Here is a 17,180-nt window from a genome sequence, read left to right on the forward strand (position 1 = left end):
CCTAACAGCATTTTGATTTCGAAATAGTGGCTGAGATATTTAAAATATAAGCGCTCAAAATATCAATTGTTTTTTCGTCAAGACAATAACAAATTGCATTTCCTGAGATGTTTCCTTTAATAATTCCTGCATTTTTTAATTCTTTCAAATGTTGGGAAACTGTTGGTTGCGCAAGAGGAAGTTCGTTGACAATATCGCCACAAATGCATTCGTTGACTTTTAGCAAATATTCTATTATTGCAATTCTTGCAGGATGTCCTAATGCTTTTGCTATTGTTGCTATTTGATTTTGTGCGTCTGTAAAATGTTCGGTTTTTGTAGCTCCCATTTTTGTCTAATTTAATATTGCAATATTACGATTAAAATATAAACAGACAAAATTTATTTGTAAAAATAAGATAAACAGTAAATTGCATGGTAAGTGGTTTTTTCAAGAAAAGGACTAAAATGAAAAAACCTCTTCGGTTAAGAAGAGGTTTTTCGTACCCGGAGCCGGAGTCGAACCGGCACGGTTTCCCACAGGTGTTTGAGACCAGCGCGTCTACCAATTCCGCCATCCGGGCTTAGCAGACGAAAAAACAATCAAAAGCGATTATTTTTAACGCAATAGAACGAAGTCATAAATGATGTCGTTCCTTTAACACGGTGCAAATGTAAAAAATAAAATTAAACATTCTAATAAAAATACTTAAATTTTTTACTTTCAGTGTCAATAAATTTTATAAATTTGCGGCTCGTTAAAACGACGCACACACAACTAACTACAACCGAGGTAAATACATTTAAAAGGCTATAGCAAAAAAAGTTTGGCTTATTTGATGGAAAGCTTCGGAATAAAACAACAAATTATAATGTCGCACCTAGAACCAGAAGCTAAAATTTTTGCTTGTTCACAAAGTGTTTATCTTGCAGAAAAAATTGCAGAGCAGTACGGAATTCCGTTAGGAAAAGTAACGATGTCAACGTATAGTGATGGAGAATTTCAGCCATCTTACGAAGAATCAATTAGAGGTTTACGAGTATTCATCGTATGTTCAACTTTCCCATCGGCAGATAATTTGATGGAATTGTTATTAATGATTGATGCTCGCAAAGCGCGCATCAGCAAGACATATTACAGCTGTTATGCCTTATTTTGGTTGGGCAAGACAGGACAGAAAAGACAAACCAAGAGTTCCGATTGGAGCTAAGTTAGTAGCAAACCTATTAACAGTCGCAGGAGCAACAAGAATCATGACAATGGATCTGCATGCAGACCAAATTCAAGGATTCTTTGAAAAACCAGTAGATCATTTATTTGCATCTACCATCTTTTTGCCTTACGTGCAAAGTTTGAATTTAGAAAATTTGACCATTGCATCTCCAGACATGGGAGGATCAAAAAGAGCTTATGCTTATTCGAAGTTTTTAGAATCAGATGTAGTAATCTGTTACAAACAAAGAAAAGCGACCAACGTTATCGACACTATGGAATTGATTGGTGAAGTAAAAGGTCGTAACGTAATCTTGGTAGACGACATGATCGATACAGGAGGAACTTTGGCGAAAGCCGCAGACCTAATGATCGAGAAAGGAGCTTTAAGTGTAAGAGCAATTTGTACACACGCTATTTTATCAGGCGGTGCGTATGAAAAAATTGAAAATTCAAAATTAACAGAGTTGATCGTAACTGATTCTATTCCGTTAAAGAAACATTCAGACAAGATTAGAGTAGTGAGTTGTGCACCTCTTTTCGCAGAAGTTATGCACATGGTGCACCACAACAATTCAATTAGCGGAAAATTCATTATGTAATTTTCGCTACAACAAACAAGAATATTTATTTAATAACTATATTTTTTTACAATGAAATCGATTACAATTAAAGGATCAGAAAGAGAAAGCGTGGGCAAAGTGTCAACTAAAGCCTTACGTAATGCTGGAGCGGTTCCTTGCGTGTTATACGGAGGAAATCAAGCAGTACACTTCTCAGCAGACGCTGCAGCTGTTCAAAAACTTGGTTTACACTCCAAACGCACACACAGTTGTGATTGAGCTTGGAAAAGGAAAATCATTCAATGCAATTTTGCAAGATATCCAAGTTCACCCAGTTACTGACAAAATTTTACACATCGACTTCTTCCAATTGTTTGATGACAAAGAAATCACAATGGAAGTTCCTGTGAAAATCGTTGGTACATCTAAAGGTGTTCTTGCGGGAGGTGTTTTACGTTTGAACCAACGTAAATTAAAAGTGAAAGCTTTACCAGCAAATCTTCCTGATTTCGTTGAAGCTGACATCACTCCACTTGAAATGGGTAACAAATTATACGTTACTAAAGTTGGAAAACCAGAGTACAAAATTATGCACCCAGACAACACTGTTGTTTGTCAAGTAAGAATCTCTCGTGCCGCTATGAAAGTCTGCTCAAGAGGCCGCAAAAGCCGCAAAAGCTCCTGCAAAAGGAAAGAAAAAATAATTTTTTTTCACTCTATACAAAAAGCCTCAATCTTTCGATTGGGGCTTTTTTTTAAAGCTTCTAAGTTTCTAAGGTGCTGAGATGCTAAGTTTTTTTAGAAGCAGAAAATCCCGTTTTCAGAACAAGTGATGTTCCTGCCATCCGCTAAATCTTTTCCTGGCTAAAGAAGCCAGAAAAAGGATACCGCTCCTGTCAGGGCTAGAAAGAAAGTATCTTTTTCATAAGATACTAAGTTGCTGAGATTCTAGGATGCTAAGTTTTTTCATCGTTGTCAGGCTGAGCGAAGTCGAAGCCCGCTCAAAGTATGGAATTTAGATTGTCGAGTTTCTTGGGTAACTTCAACTTCGTTCAGTCTGACAACAAGAAATCAATATAAATCGGCATAATCTGCCAAATCTGCGAGAGACCTTTCTTTGCGTTCTTTGTCCATCTAGATAGAAACTCTTTCTTAGCGTCCTTTGCATAAAACCTTCGCACGCTTTGCGGTTAAATCGCACCAACAGACAATTGTCTAATTTGCACATTTTCAAATTATCTAATTATCCAATTGCCACATTCCCTAATTAACCTTATTTTTGCAATCATGATAAAATGGATAACAAAACTGTTTTCATCAACACCAAAAGAAGAGAACATAGAAGACAATATGAAGAAATATTTAATCGTCGGATTAGGAAATATAGGAGCTGAGTATGTAAACACCAGACATAATATCGGATTTAAAGTGCTGGATTTTTTAGCCAAAAAAGAAGGGCTTTCTTTTGAAACTGTAAAATTAGGTGCACTTGCAGAATATAAATTTAAAGGAAGAACCTTTTTTCTTTTAAAGCCAAATACTTATATGAACTTGAGTGGAAAAGCAGTAAAATACTGGATGGACAAAGAAAATATTCCGCTAGAAAATATTCTTGTCATTACAGATGATTTAAATCTGTCATTCGGAACAATAAGAATCAAACCAAAAGGAAGTGACGGCGGTCATAACGGACTTAAAAACATCAATCTTGTTTTAAATACACAAAATTACACTCGTTTTAGATTCGGGATCAGTGATCAATTCAAAAAAGGACAGCAGGTCGATTATGTTTTAGGCGAATGGAATGATGAAGAAAATGCAAAATTGCCAGAACGCTTAGAAACTTCGGCAGAAATCATCAGAACTTTTGGAACAGCCGGTTTAGAAAATACAATGACAACATTTAATGGAAAATAAAGATTTTCAGGTGTTTATGTTGTAAAAATGTAAATTATCACTGAATTTAATTCAATTATAACGAAATAGTATTTTCAATTCCAAAGTTAAATGTCTAAATTTGGAATAAATTATTATAAACCATAAAAATTAGAAATATCATGGCTTTTGAATTACCACAATTACCATATGCATATGATGCATTAGAACCACATATTGATGCACGTACAATGGAAATCCACCATACAAAGCATCACAATGCATATACAACAAATCTTAATGCTCGCTATAGCTGGAACAGATTTAGAAGGAAAAACTATTGAAAACATCTTAATCAATTTAGATAAATCAAACGCCGCAGTTCGTAACAATGGTGGAGGTTTCTATAACCACAATTTATTCTGGACTGTAATGTCTCCAAACGGAGGAGGTTTGCCAACAGGAGATTTATTAGCGACAATCGAAGCTTCTTTCGGAACTTTCGAAGAGTTTAAAGCAAAATTTGCTAAAGCTGGTGCTACACAATTCGGTTCTGGATGGGCTTGGTTAACAGTTCAAAAAGGAGGAAAATTAGAAGTTGTAGGTACTCCAAATCAAGATAATCCATTAATGCCAGAAGTTGCTGGTCACGGTGGAACTCCAATCTTAGGAATGGATGTTTGGGAGCACGCTTACTACTTAAACTACCAAAACAGAAGACCAGATTATATTGAAGCTTTCTTCAGTGTAATTAACTGGACAGAAGTTGCAAGAAGATTCGCTTTAGACAAATAAGAGAAAAGAATCAAGAAAATAGGAGAAAGAAAAAAGACGAGCACTTTGTGTTCGTCTTTTTTTATGTGCAATTTTTAGTCTTTCTTGTATTCTCTTTGTTCTTTTATCTAAAAAGAAGAAATAAAAAAGGCGGAATCTCTTCCGCCTTTTTTGCCCCAAATCTACCATAAACTTAACCTACTAATGTTATGGTTCAGTAAATGTATAACGAGTATATTTCAAAAAAAACTTTTTTAGACGAATGGCAAATATATCCGATGAAGTAAAAAGAAGGTAGTATTAAGTATTAAGTATTAAGTATTAAGTATTAAGTATTAAGTATTAAGAAAATTGTGTAGACTAGAGTATTAAAAAAGGAATTGCTTGGTTAATCGTTCGTCTGTTTTTAACTTATTTTCTTAATACTTAATACTTAATACTTAATACTTAATACTTAATACTTAATACTTAATACTTCAATCTTAATTCTCTTTCTAAAAAAAGAAGAAATAAAAAAGGCGGAATTTCTTCCGCCTTTTTTGCCCCAAATCTACCATAAACTTAACCTACTAATGTTATGGTTCGGTAAATGTATGGCGACTATATTTTATAAAAAAACTTTTTAGATGAATGGTCAATATTTTCGATGAAGTGATTCTAGAAGTCTGTTTTGTAAATACTTATCTGAATAAAATAAAAAAGGTGGAATAAATTCCACCCTTTTTGCCCCAAATCTACCATAAACTTAACCTACTAATGTTATGGTATTCCAAAAGTATTGTAGCTTTTCATTTTTACCAAAGAAATAGGATGAACGGCAAAAATAATCGATGAAATGCACAAATTAACTTTTCATTAATAGTTTTTAGTAAGCTCTAGCGTCTTTTCCTTCGTAAAAATTCATAAATGCGCGGTTTACAACTCGATTTCCACCAGGGGTTGGGTAGTCTCCTGTAAAGTACCAATCTCCTAAATTTTTAGGACATGCAATATGTAAATCTTCCACTTTTTGGAAAATGATTTTCACTTCGGCATTAATTTCTGGAGAGCTTAGCATTTCTGCAATTTTATCTGAAATTTCTTCGTCAGTAAATTGGCTGTAAATTTCTGTTACATAATTTACAACATCTTTATCTGCGAAATTTTCTTGTGCTTTACATTTTGCATAAACTTCATCTACAATATGGTAAAGGTTTCTCTCTTTTAATAAAGCGAGTGCTTGCTCTAAAGGCAACTAAACCTTCTAATTTCGCCATATCAATTCCGTAACAATCTGGATAACGAATTTGTGGTGCAGATGAAACGATAACGATACGTTTTGGTTTTAGACGATCCATCATTTTGATGATGCTCATTTTCAAAGTTGTACCACGAACAATACTGTCGTCGATAATAACCAAATTATCTTCTGGTTTGATTACACCATAAGTAACATCATATACGTGAGCTACTAAATCGTCACGGTCGCTGTCCTCTGTAATAAAGGTTCTAAGTTTAGCATCTTTAATGGCTACCTTTTCCGTACGGATTTTTACAGCCAATAATTCCTGAAGCGTTTCTGCAGTTAATGTATTTCTGTTTTCTAGGATATAATTGTTTTTTCTTTGATTTAAGAAATCCTGAGCTGACTTCGACTAAACCATAAAATGAAGTTTCAGCTGTGTTTGGAATATAAGAGAAAACAGTATTGTCTGTATCGCTGTCAATTGCTTTAAGAACGGCTGGCAAAATTAATTTACCTAAATCTTTACGCTCTTGATAGATTTCAGCATCACTTCCTCTTGAGAAATAAATCCTTTCAAAAGAACAAGCTTTTTTAACAGTTGGTTCCAAGATTTGTTTCATAGAAACGTTTCCGTTCTTCTTGATGATCAAAGCATTTCCTGGATCAATTTCTTGAACACCTTCAAAAGGAACATTAAATACGGTTTGGATAACTGGTCTTTCAGAAGCTACCACAACTACTTCGTCATCTTGATAGAAGTAAGCTGGACGAATTCCTGCTGGATCTCTAAAAACAAATGCGTCGCCATGCCCTAATAATCCAGCCATTGCGTAACCTCCATCTAAGTTTTTAGCTGAACGAGCTAAGATTTTTGCAATATCCAAACGCTCTGCAATTACTGGAGAAGCATCTCTTTTAGAATAACCTTCAGCTTTACAATCTTGGTACAATTGCATTACCTCTTTATCTAAAAAGTGACCAATTTTTTCCATTACAGTAACAGTATCCGCCATTTCTTTTGGATGTTGTCCAAGCTCAACTAAGTTTTCGAAAAGTTCTTTAACATTGGTCATGTTGAAGTTTCCGGCCAAAATTAAGTTACGATGCATCCAGTTGCTCTGACGCAAAAATGGGTGAACGCTTTCGATGCTGTTTTTTCCAAAAGTTCCGTAACGAACGTGCCCTAAAAATAATTCGCCTACATAAGGAATCTGCGATTTTATTTTATTGATATCATCGCCAATTTCAGGATTTGCTTTTAACTCCTCGCTGATTCTCTCGTTGATTTGTTTAAAAACATCTTGAATTGGTTGTGCGTGGTTCGAACGAACTCTGCTGATGTAGCGTTGTCCAGGATCAACATCCAATTTAATGCTTGCAAAACCAGCTCCGTCTTGACCGCGGTTGTGCTGTTTTTCCATCATTAAATACATTTTCTGAATTCCGTAAAAAGCAGTTCCGTATTTTTCTTTATAATATTCAAGCGGTTTAAGTAGTCTAACTAAAGCTATCCCACATTCGTGTTTTAAAGCGTCGCTCATTGTTTTTTGTTATTTGTGTGTTGTTGTAAGTTGTGTGTATTAACGTAATAAAAAAAGCCCCGTTTTATCCGAGGCTCTTAGGCATTATATTTCTATGTCAAACTGAGTTAACGACTTAAATTGCTGTAATCGAATCGCTACTTCTGCTTTGCTTAATGTTTCCATCCTTTCGGTTCCAAATTTCTCTACGCAGAACGAAGCTAAATTTGAACCGTAAATAATTGCATTTTTCATGTTTCCAAAAGAAATGTTTTCGCTTTGTGCAATAAATCCAGAGAATCCACCTGCGAAAGTGTCTCCGGCTCCAGTTGGATCAAAAACTTCTTCTAACGGTAAAGCTGGTGCAAAGAATACTTCTCTATTGTGGAATAAAAGTGCTCCGTGTTCTCCTTTTTTGATCACCACATATTTTGGTCCCATATCTTGGATTTTCGCGTACTGCTTTTACTAATGAATATTCACCTGAAAGTTGTCTTGCTTCTTCGTCATTGATTGTAATAACATCTACACGTTTAATAACGTCTAATAATTCTGGAAGAGCGCAATCCATCCAAAAGTTCATTGTATCTAAAACAACTAATTTTGGTTTTTTCTCCATTTGGTCTAAAACACTGCTTTGTACTAATGGGTGCAAGTTTCCTAACATTACCACATCAGCATCTTTGTAGTTTTGAGGAACTTTTGGCTGAAAATCTGCCAAAACGTTCAACTCCGTTACAAGAGTGTCTCTAGAATTTAAATCGTTGTGGTATAAACCGCTCCAGAAAAAAGTCTTTCCGCCTTTTACAATTTCGATACCAGAGATATCAATATTTTTTGAAGTTAAAAGATCTAAATGTTCTTGAGGGAAATCGTCGCCAACCACAGAAACAATGGCCGATTGCAAGTTAAAAAATGACGCTGATAATCCGATGTAGGTTGCGAGCACCACCTAATATTTTATCTGTTTTTCCAAAAGGAGTTTCAATCGCGTCGAAAGCAACTGTTCCAACAATCAATAGTTTATTCATTTTATGAATTTCGAATTAGGTGCAAAGATACTCTATAAGTTACAATATTGCAACGGTTTAGGTTCTCAAAATTTTCTTAAAAAAACGACACCGATTTCGGGTTGAAAATACTGTAAATGAATCGGTTAAAATCTGTTTTTAATGGAGCTCAAAATAGATTTTTCAGAATTAATCTGCAACTTTTTCGAAAATAATTGCGAATATTTTACAACTCATTTCTATCTTAGTTTTTAAGCTGAAGAATATTTTCTTTTTTGCATGAAACACGAAGAATTCGGAGCATATGATTCTTTATTTTATATTCTTAATCCAATTGATCGCATCTTTCATAGGCTCTTCAGATTTTGAAAATGCAGTATTGTGTCCCAAGTTTGAAAACAATTTATATTCATAAGGTTTTCCTGTAGATTTTAATTTGTCAAGATATTCGATTGATAATTTCACGGGAACCTGAATGTCTTTTCCTCCAAAAATCCAGAATCCCGGAATTGATAATTTAGAAAGAACATCATTGGGATTTGTATCAATAAACTCATATTTGTCTGGGTCATTGAATACATGTTTTCTGGCTTCTTCTTCGGAGTGTATGTCCCAAAAATTTTTGTCACCATTGGTGTAAAATTGGAATCTCAATTGTTCTTTAACCGTTATAAGAGCTCCGCTAAATATGGTCATAAATTTGACTTTCTTATTTTTCTCTGCCGCTAATGGAATGATCCATCCCGCTTGACTACCGCCTATTAAGCCTATTGGTATTTGATTATTTGATAAAGATTTAGATAAAGTATTTACGGCGAGCACTTGCATCTAAAGACAAAAGAGTTAGATTGACGAAATCAACATTGTTTGTTCCTACTTCAGGCCCAGCATATACGCCACCTGATTCTCCGACTCCGCGTTTGTCATACGTCAAAACTGCAATACCGTTGTTGGCTAGGGTTGTAGCAAAGTCGATCATTCTTTTTCTTGCCCAGATCCATGAACAATCACAACGGCGACTTGTGCATTGTTGGGCATAAAAATAGTTCCAGCAAGTGAAATTCCTTCACTAACAAATTTTATTTCTTTAGTAGTAAAGTTTGATGGAATTGCAGATGCATAACTAGTAATAAAAAACAAAAACATTAAGAGAAAATAGGTCTGTGTTTTAAAAATTTTTGAAGATAAATTATTTTTGATTTTACTACTTTTCATTTGTTTTAAAATAACATTACAACTGATACTTCTTATCAAAATAATTCTTCAAAACCCCAACTTGCACTAGAATCATAAAAGGAACTATCAAAATAGAATACAATAAAGTTTTTGAAATATGAATTCCAGAAATAATTGCCGAAATTTTATCTGTATACGATTTTCCTACTTCTAAATTGTTTTGAGTTCCTGCAAAAAACACATTATAAGCAATCAAAAGAGCCAAAATAATTCCAATAAAAATCCATGTTGAAATGGAAATTAAAGGTTTATAAGGCTTGATTTTTGCTTTTTCGGCAATAAGAATTTGCGACATCAAGTTTGAAGTAAAGTCGGCAGATGGCGATTGCAAAGTGTTTTCGCTCATCATTTTATCAATAAGATTTTCTAAGTTTTTATCGCTCTCTTTCATAATACTCAACTATTTCGGGTTCTAACTGCGTTTTTAAAATGGTGGCTAATTTTTGTCGGCTTCTAAATAATTTCACTTTGACATTATTAGCGTTTATATTCATGATTTTTCCAATTTCCTCTAAATTTTGATCTTCAAAATAAAAGAGCGTCAGCAAAAAATTATCATCGCTTGGTAACAAATTTAAACAATTTTGAATGGCCTGCTTTCGTTCTGCGTCAACTAAATTGCTTAAAGCATTGTCCATTGTTTTGACTAAATGCGATGAAAATTCATCAATAGAAATATTCAAATCTTCTTTTTTGTTTTTCTTCAAACGGTCTAAACAATTATTATAAGAGATTTTATAAATCCATGTCGAGAATTTAGAATCGCCTTTAAACTTGCTCAACGAATTGTACACTTTAATAAAAGTATCTTGCGCCGCTTCTTCGGCTTCCTCTCGGTTCTTGATCATTTTGAGCGACAATGTAAAAATCATATCCTTATAACGGTCAACCAGCACGGCAAACAAATTGGTCTCGCCCTGCAGGATTCTATCGATATAATGTTGATCTGAAATTGCACTCATATTATATAGGACGACGGTTTGTTATTTTAGGTTACAAGAATTTTGAAAAATAAATTGCAATTTTTTTATCCCGAAGCCTCGAGACCAAATTCCAATGTTGGATCGGTTAGAATTTTGTCAAAGTTTAAAACTTTGACAAAGTTGGTAATACGAAAAAATATACTCAAAATTAACTCATAATCAGTAAGTTTTGGTCCCGAGGCCTCGGGATGGGATTTAAATTTTAAAATTTTTTCACAAAAGCTGTAACCTCAATTTAAAAGGTGTCGTCCTATGAAGTATCAATCAATTAAAAAAATATAAAATCATGGGACCAGAAGTATTAGTACCTTTTAGTTTTTGCGCAACAATCTTTGGGATTGTCTATCTTATTTATTCAACAAGAAACAGAGAACGTTTGGCTCTTATAGAAAAAGGTGTTGATGCCAGCATCTTTTTAAAAGGAGAGGGCAAAGGAGTTCCGGCTTGGAAAGTATTTGTTATAAATACGGCCTTTCTTTTAATAGGGATTGGAGTAGGAATGTTTATAGCATTATTCCTTACAACGTATACAGCAATGAATTCAGACGTCGTTTATCCGGCAACAATTATTACGATGTCTGGAGTTGGTTTGCTTTTTGGGTTTAACAAAGCTAAAAGTTTGGATAAAGAATAAATCGTAAGTAGGAATTTAAGTTAGTACAAAAAACGCATCAATATTATTTGATGCGTTTTTTTATTCTTTAGATCCGATAGTTTCGTAATATTCATCGACAGAAAGCTTCGGTTGCATAGACGCCATTACTGCCAATTGATCACAGCGTTCATTTTGCGGATGATTGTTGTGGCCTTTTATCCATTTAAAATCGACTTGGTGTTTTCGGTAAGAAATTAAAAAACGTTTCCATAAATCTGGATTTTTCCTTCCGGCAAATTTCTTTTTCTCCCAGCCTAAAACCCATTTTTTTCAACAGAATCTACTACATATTTAGAATCGGAAATTACTAGAACTTTCATATTCGGTTTTTTAAGTTTTTCCAAACCAACAATTACAGCCAGAAGTTCCATTCTATTATTAGTAGTCAAGCGAAAACCTTCGTAGAATTCTTTTTTATGCGGCGTTCCTACTAATTCCATCACGACTCCATAACCGCCATTTCCTGGGTTTCCTTTTGCGGCGCCGTCCGTATATATATGTACTTCGTGATTCATTTAATTTTAGATTTCAGTCCCGATAGCTATCGGGATGATTTTTGTAATTGCAATTGATTTTTGAATTTGATATTTATTCTTCTAGGATTCTATGAATAATCTCAGGAAAATGTTTTTGTTCCAATTCGTGAATCTTTTCTGCCACGGTTTCAGGAGTATCCTCATCGGTTAAAGCAACATTTGCTTGAAAGATAATGGCGCCTTCGTCGTAGTTTTCGTTTACATAATGAATAGAGATTCCGGTTTCTTTTTCCTTATTGTTAACTATGGCTCTGTGTATGTGCATTCCGTACATTCCTTTGCCTCCATAATTAGGCAAAAGTGCTGGATGTATGTTGATTATCTTGTTTGGATATTTTTCGATTATGTTTTCTGGGAATTTCAATAAGAAACCAGCCAAGATTATCAAATCCGGGTCGATTTCTTGCACTTTTTGTAGTACGTTTCTTTCTAAAAGTTCATTTTTTGAGAAAATTTCGACTGGAATTTGATGATTTTTTGCTCTTTCAATCACTTTTGCCGTAGCATTATTTGTGAAGACCGAAACGACCTTAGCAATTTCGGTGTTTGAAAAATATTTTATAATGTTCTCTGCGTTAGTTCCTGATCCTGAGGCAAAAACAATAATTTTTTTCATAAAGTTGTGTGTTTTGAGAGTGCAAAAAACGGAATAAAAATCGAAAATAAATAGCTTTAAAAGACCTTTCTTGAAATTAATTTTATAAATTAGTGTTACATTTATTAACTAAATCATGGTTTTAAAATAAAGTTTTTTATTTTTGCCAACAAATTAAATTCTAAAATTAAAGATTATGTCAGACATTGCATCAAGAGTAAAAGCGATTATCGTAGACAAATTAGGTGTTGACGAAAACGAAGTTGTAACAGAAGCAAGCTTCACTAATGATTTAGGAGCTGACTCATTAGACACTGTTGAGCTTATTATGGAATTCGAAAAAGAATTTGATATTCAAATTCCAGACGATCAAGCAGAAAACATTGCTACTGTAGGTCAAGCTATTTCTTATATCGAGGAAGCAAAAAAATAATAATACCACACCCGATTTCTAAAAATCCCAATTTTTGAAATTCCATATTCCAGTTGGAATTTGTTTTTTGATTTTTGAAATTTTTAAGAGTCGGGTGTTATTATTTTTTTAAAATTAAAATTCGATTGATTTTCAATCAATAAGATATATTTATATTGTAATGCCCATGGCTCTTAAGTAACATTATGTTAAGAAAGCGTGGGTTTTATTTGTTTAAAGTACAAAATACAAATTTATGGCATTAAGGCGAGTTGTTGTAACAGGATTAGGTGCACTTACTCCTATAGGGAATAATATCCAGGAATATTGGAATGCACTTGTGAATGGAGTAAGCGGAGCCGCTCCTATCACATATTATGATACAGAGAAGCATAAAACGAAATTTGCCTGCGAAGTGAAAAACTTCAATATTGAAGATTACATGGATCGCAAGGAATCTCGAAGACTAGATAAATTTGCTCAATATGCAATTGCTCGCCAGTGATGAAGCTATTAAAGATGCTGGAATCACAAACGATAACGTAAACAAACAAAGAGTTGGTGTTATCTGGGGAGCAGGTATTGGCGGTCTAGAGACTTTTCAAGAAGAAGTAATGTATTATGCGAAAGGCGATGGAACTCCAAAATTCAATCCGTTTTTTATTCCAAAAATGATCGCTGATATTGCTCCTGCACATATTTCTATGCGTAATGGTTATATGGGGCCAAATTATACAACAGTTTCTGCATGTGCATCATCTGCAAATGCATTAATTGATGCTTTCAACTACATTCGCTTAGGAATGTGTGATGTTATCGTATCTGGAGGTTCTGAAGCGGCTGTTACCATTGCTGGTATGGGAGGTTTTAGCTCAATGCACGCTTTATCTACAAGAAATGAAAGTCCAGAAACGGCTTCAAGACCTTTTGACGCAACTAGAGATGGTTTCGTTTTAGGTGAAGGAGCAGGAGCTTTGGTTCTTGAAGATTACGAGCATGCAAAAGCAAGAGGTGCAAAAATCTATTGCGAAATTGGTGGTGGCGGAATGTCATCTGATGCATACCACTTAACAGCGCCACATCCAGAAGGAATTGGAGTTATTGCCGTAATGGAAAATACTTTAAGAGATGCTGGAATGACGCCTGATCAAGTTGACCACATCAATACTCACGGAACTTCAACTCCATTAGGAGACGTTGCTGAGTTAAAAGCAATTAGTGCAGTTTTTGGTGATCACGCTAAAAATATCAATATCAATTCAACAAAATCAATGACAGGACATTTACTTGGTGCTCGCTGGAGCTATTGAGGCAATTGCTTCAATCTTGGCAATGCAACACGGAATTGTTCCTCCAACGATCAATCATAGTGTTGTGGATGAAAAAATTGATCCATCTTTGAATCTTACCTTAAACAAACCTCAAAAAAAGAGGTAAATGTTGCGATGAGCAATACTTTTGGTTTTGGTGGACACAATGCTTGTGTATTGTTTAAAAAATTCGTTGACTAATTTTCGTATATGAATATTATCAAAAAAATATTTTCTAAATCCCGTTCTCTAGAAGACGGGATTTTTTTGACACTATTCAGAAAATTCTTGGTTTTCCGCCGGTCAATATTGAATTTTATAGAAAAGCCTTTACACACAGATCATCAAATAAGTTAGATGAACATGGACAACCGATAAATTACGAACGATTGGAATTTTTGGGTGATGCCATGTTAAGTGCCGTAATTGTCGCACATTTGTTTAATAAAGCGCCAAACGGAGACGAAGGGTATTTGACCAAAATGCGTTCTAAAATCGTGAGTCGCGAACATTTGAATGAACTCGGAAAAGACTTGAACTTAGTTCGCTTTGTGGAGAGCAAAGTGCCAATTCAGCATTTTGGAGAAAACATCCATGGTAATATTTTCGAATCATTAGTTGGTGCAATTTATTTAGACAAAGGATATTCTTTCTGCGAGCGTTTTATTCAAAAAGAGTAATTACGCCGTATGTTGATATTGCTCGACTTGAAGGAAAAGTTATTAGTTATAAAAGTTTGGTTATCGAATGGTGTCAAAAAGAAAAAGAGTTTTTCACTATGACATTTTTGAGGATAACGGTATTGACGGTCAGCGCTTATTTGGAGTAAAATTAAGTATAGACAATAAAGTAATCGCAAGAGCGCGAGCAACTTCAAAAAAGAAGGCAGAAGAGAAAGCATCACAAAGAGCTTATTTTGCATTTCAGGAGAAAATAGACAAGAAATAGCTACAAAAATGCTGTAACTATCTTAAAGCTATAACGTTTTCGTTTATAAATTAACAAAAACAACCACGTCATAACTATTGATGCTCCGTTAGAAATAGTATATTTACAACTTGATTTTTCATGACATGGCAATTCATAGATTGGATTTAGACGAATTTGACGAAATTGATTATTATTTAATGGCAATTCATACTTCATTAGAAGATTATAGACTGGCCTATTTTATCAATAAAATCCTTCCGATAAACTTAAGTAAGAGCAAAAACGAGATTCATGCTCAGACGAAAGAAGGAGAAGCAAATTTTTCTAGATTTTATTATTATGATTCCGAAAAAGCAGTTTCATGGAATTTAATTCAGAATAAAAATGAAATCATTTCAGTGAGTACAAATGATTTCCAGAATTTGTTTTCTAATGAAACAAGTGAGGTTTCAACAACAATTCATTTACTTCCTGAATTCAAAAAAGTAGATTTTTTCCTGAAAATAGAGAATAGCGAGGAAACTCTAAATTTTTCAGAAATTCAACAACAATTAAATACCATAGAGAGTGTTGCGGCTATTTATGCCGTCGATACAAATAAAATAAAATCAAAAAACAATCTAATTTTTAAAAAAAATGTTAACAAACAAGAAAACCAAAATTGTTGCTACACTTGGTCCCGCATGTAGTACAAGAGAGATTATCAAGGATATGATCGAGGCAGGGGTTAATGTGTTTAGAATCAATTTTTCGCATGCAGATTACGAAGGAGTAAAAGAAAAAATCGATATCATTAGAGGCTTAAATGAAGAGTTTGGTTATACAACAGCAATCCTTGGAGATTTGCAAGGACCAAAACTTAGAGTTGGAGTAATGGAAGAAGGAACAGTAGTACATGATGGAGACGAAATCACTTTTACTACTGCTGAAGATATTATAGGAACATCAAAAAGAGTGTTCATGAAATATCAAAATTTCCCAAATGATGTGAATCCGGGAGAGCGTATTTTGCTTGACGATGGTAAACTTATTTTTGAAATTGTTTCAACAGACAAAAAAACAGAAGTTGTTGCTAGAGTTATTCAAGGTGGAGAATTAAAATCTAAAAAAGGAGTTAATCTTCCAAACACTAAAATTTCTTTGCCAGCTTTAACTGAAAAAGATATTGCTGATGCGATTTTTGCAATTGAGCAAAAAGTAGATTGGATCGCACTTTCATTCGTAAAAACCCCTCGCGATTTACAAGATTTACAAGAATTAATCGCCAAACATTCTGAATACAAAATTCCGATCGTTGCTAAAATTGAAATGCCAGAAGCTCTTGAGAATATGGACAAAATTGTAGCATATTGCGATGGTTTAATGGTTGCTCGTGGAGATCTTGGTGTTGAGCTTCCTGCTCACGAAGTGCCATTGGTACAAAAAGATTTGATCAGAAGAGCAAAAACAGCTAGAATTCCTGTTATCGTTGCTACACAAATGATGGAAACAATGATTACAAGTTTGACTCCAACAAGAGCTGAGGTGAACGACGTTGCAAACTCTGTAATGGACGGTGCTGATGCTGTAATGTTGTCTGGAGAAACTGCAACAGGAAATTACCCGGTTCAAGTAATTCAAAAAATGGCGCAAATTTGCGAAGCTGTAGAAAACTCTCCGCTTATTCAAGTACCTCAAAATACACCACAAATCAAAACAAAACGTTTTGTTACTAAAACAGTTTGTCACCAAGCGACTTTATTGGCAAATGAAATCGATGCAAAAGCGATTTGTACTTTGACAAATAGCGGTTATACTGCTTTCCAAATTTCGGCTTGGAGACCATCGACAGCTCACATTTTGGTATTTACTTCAAACAGAAGAATCTTAACACAATTGAATTTATTATGGGGAGTAAAATCTTTCTTCTATGATAATGATGAAAGTACAGATGATACTGTTACTGATGTAAACAAAATTGCAGTTGATAAAGGATATGCAACAAAAGGTGATTATTTGATCAATCTTGTCGCAATGCCGATTAAAGATAAAGGAATGGTGAATACCATGAGAGTTTCTGAAATAGAATAGTCATCTTTTTTAAGATATACTAAAAGCCATTCGAGAGAATGGCTTTTTTTTGGCCATTTTTTTTATCTATTTAGCTGAATACAATGTTGAATCAAAAAAGTTCTCGAACACACTTAGCAATTTACGGAATTGGAAAGTATTACTTTTGTTAAACAAATTCTGTTAAATCCTATAACAAATAATTGAAATCTTCACTTTTTAACGTTTCATTTTATAAAATGAAACCATGTAACGGTCAGAAAATACTATAATCCGGATTTTTATTCTCTAATTTTGAGTCTGTTTTAATAAAAA

The 17,180-nt window shown here is 34.1% G+C and carries 12 protein-coding genes, 1 tRNA gene and 8 pseudogenes; 10 read left to right on the forward strand and 11 right to left on the reverse strand.

Translation table 11 applies throughout. From position 1 onward, the window contains the following. Position 1: 1 nt before the first annotated feature. A complete protein-coding gene (locus ACQ9BO_RS03205) occupies positions 2–328 on the reverse strand; it encodes an ArsR/SmtB family transcription factor (RefSeq protein WP_379684294.1) in 327 nt (108 codons plus the stop codon). 155 nt (positions 329–483) lie between these two features. Further along, positions 484–563 (reverse strand) — tRNA-Leu (locus tag ACQ9BO_RS03210). Positions 564–851: 288 nt separating this feature from the next. Here ACQ9BO_RS03210 and ACQ9BO_RS03215 point away from each other — a divergent pair. The 4 genes and pseudogenes from ACQ9BO_RS03215 (at position 852) to ACQ9BO_RS03230 (ending at position 4,425) form a co-directional block, all read left to right on the forward strand. Beyond that, a pseudogene (locus ACQ9BO_RS03215) lies at positions 852–1,794 on the forward strand (ribose-phosphate pyrophosphokinase). A gap of 51 nt (positions 1,795–1,845) precedes the next feature. Continuing rightward, positions 1,846–2,459 (forward strand): annotated as a pseudogene (locus tag ACQ9BO_RS03220) (50S ribosomal protein L25/general stress protein Ctc). A 583-nt stretch (positions 2,460–3,042) separates the two neighbouring features. Further along, a complete protein-coding gene (gene pth / locus ACQ9BO_RS03225) occupies positions 3,043–3,672 on the forward strand; it encodes an aminoacyl-tRNA hydrolase (protein ID WP_431243608.1) in 630 nt (209 codons plus the stop codon). 140 nt (positions 3,673–3,812) lie between these two features. Continuing rightward, positions 3,813–4,425, forward strand: a pseudogene (locus ACQ9BO_RS03230) (superoxide dismutase). A gap of 844 nt (positions 4,426–5,269) precedes the next feature. On the opposite strand, the pseudogene ACQ9BO_RS03235 reads toward ACQ9BO_RS03230, so the two are convergent. The 7 genes and pseudogenes from ACQ9BO_RS03235 to ACQ9BO_RS03265 form a co-directional block, all read right to left on the reverse strand. Continuing rightward, positions 5,270–7,170: pseudogene (locus ACQ9BO_RS03235) on the reverse strand (amidophosphoribosyltransferase). A gap of 84 nt (positions 7,171–7,254) precedes the next feature. Then, positions 7,255–8,180, reverse strand: a pseudogene (locus tag ACQ9BO_RS03240) (PfkB family carbohydrate kinase). Between the two features lie 291 nt (positions 8,181–8,471). Then, positions 8,472–8,981, reverse strand: a complete 510-nt coding sequence (locus ACQ9BO_RS03245; RefSeq protein WP_431243609.1) for an alpha/beta hydrolase family protein — start codon at positions 8,979–8,981, stop codon at positions 8,472–8,474. Then, a complete protein-coding gene (locus ACQ9BO_RS03250) occupies positions 8,956–9,138 on the reverse strand; it encodes a hypothetical protein (protein WP_431243610.1) in 183 nt (60 codons plus the stop codon). The genes ACQ9BO_RS03245 and ACQ9BO_RS03250 overlap by 26 nt, the downstream gene beginning before the upstream one ends. Further along, positions 9,135–9,374, reverse strand: coding sequence for a hypothetical protein (locus ACQ9BO_RS03255; protein WP_431243611.1), 240 nt, complete (start codon positions 9,372–9,374; stop codon positions 9,135–9,137). The genes ACQ9BO_RS03250 and ACQ9BO_RS03255 overlap by 4 nt, the downstream gene beginning before the upstream one ends. A 16-nt stretch (positions 9,375–9,390) precedes the next feature. Beyond that, a complete protein-coding gene (locus ACQ9BO_RS03260) occupies positions 9,391–9,786 on the reverse strand; it encodes a hypothetical protein (RefSeq protein ID WP_431243612.1) in 396 nt (131 codons plus the stop codon). Continuing rightward, positions 9,770–10,357 (reverse strand): RNA polymerase sigma factor, encoded by a 588-nt coding sequence (locus tag ACQ9BO_RS03265; RefSeq protein ID WP_431243613.1) that lies wholly within the window; start codon positions 10,355–10,357, stop codon positions 9,770–9,772. Before ACQ9BO_RS03265 ends, ACQ9BO_RS03260 begins: the two co-directional genes overlap by 17 nt. A gap of 307 nt (positions 10,358–10,664) precedes the next feature. On the opposite strand from ACQ9BO_RS03265, the gene ACQ9BO_RS03270 reads away from it, so the two are divergent. Next, positions 10,665–11,012, forward strand: a complete 348-nt coding sequence (locus ACQ9BO_RS03270; RefSeq protein ID WP_132987699.1) for a DUF6249 domain-containing protein — start codon at positions 10,665–10,667, stop codon at positions 11,010–11,012. Between the two features lie 60 nt (positions 11,013–11,072). Here the strand turns inward: ACQ9BO_RS03270 and rnhA are convergent. Further along, positions 11,073–11,548 (reverse strand): annotated as a pseudogene (rnhA, locus tag ACQ9BO_RS03275) (ribonuclease HI). A 73-nt stretch (positions 11,549–11,621) separates the two neighbouring features. Continuing rightward, positions 11,622–12,185, reverse strand: coding sequence for a phosphoribosylglycinamide formyltransferase (gene purN / locus ACQ9BO_RS03280; protein ID WP_431243614.1), 564 nt, complete (start codon positions 12,183–12,185; stop codon positions 11,622–11,624). Between the two features lie 175 nt (positions 12,186–12,360). On the opposite strand from purN, the gene ACQ9BO_RS03285 reads away from it, so the two are divergent. The 5 genes and pseudogenes from ACQ9BO_RS03285 (at position 12,361) to pyk (ending at position 16,886) form a co-directional block, all read left to right on the forward strand. Next, a complete protein-coding gene (locus ACQ9BO_RS03285) occupies positions 12,361–12,597 on the forward strand; it encodes an acyl carrier protein (protein WP_007137004.1) in 237 nt (78 codons plus the stop codon). A 235-nt stretch (positions 12,598–12,832) separates the two neighbouring features. Then, positions 12,833–14,087, forward strand: a pseudogene (gene fabF, locus ACQ9BO_RS03290) (beta-ketoacyl-ACP synthase II). A 9-nt stretch (positions 14,088–14,096) separates the two neighbouring features. After that, positions 14,097–14,834: pseudogene (gene rnc, locus ACQ9BO_RS03295) on the forward strand (ribonuclease III). Positions 14,835–14,959: 125 nt separating this feature from the next. Then, complete coding sequence (locus ACQ9BO_RS03300) at positions 14,960–15,505, forward strand: IPExxxVDY family protein (RefSeq protein ID WP_431243615.1); 546 nt, start codon at positions 14,960–14,962, stop codon at positions 15,503–15,505. Next, positions 15,453–16,886 (forward strand): pyruvate kinase, encoded by a 1,434-nt coding sequence (pyk, locus tag ACQ9BO_RS03305; RefSeq protein ID WP_431243616.1) that lies wholly within the window; start codon positions 15,453–15,455, stop codon positions 16,884–16,886. The genes ACQ9BO_RS03300 and pyk overlap by 53 nt, the downstream gene beginning before the upstream one ends. Positions 16,887–17,180 lie beyond the last annotated feature (294 nt).

The sequence above is a fragment of the Flavobacterium sp. P21 genome, from assembly GCF_050632225.1.
Taxonomy (GTDB): Bacteria; Bacteroidota; Bacteroidia; order Flavobacteriales; family Flavobacteriaceae; genus Flavobacterium.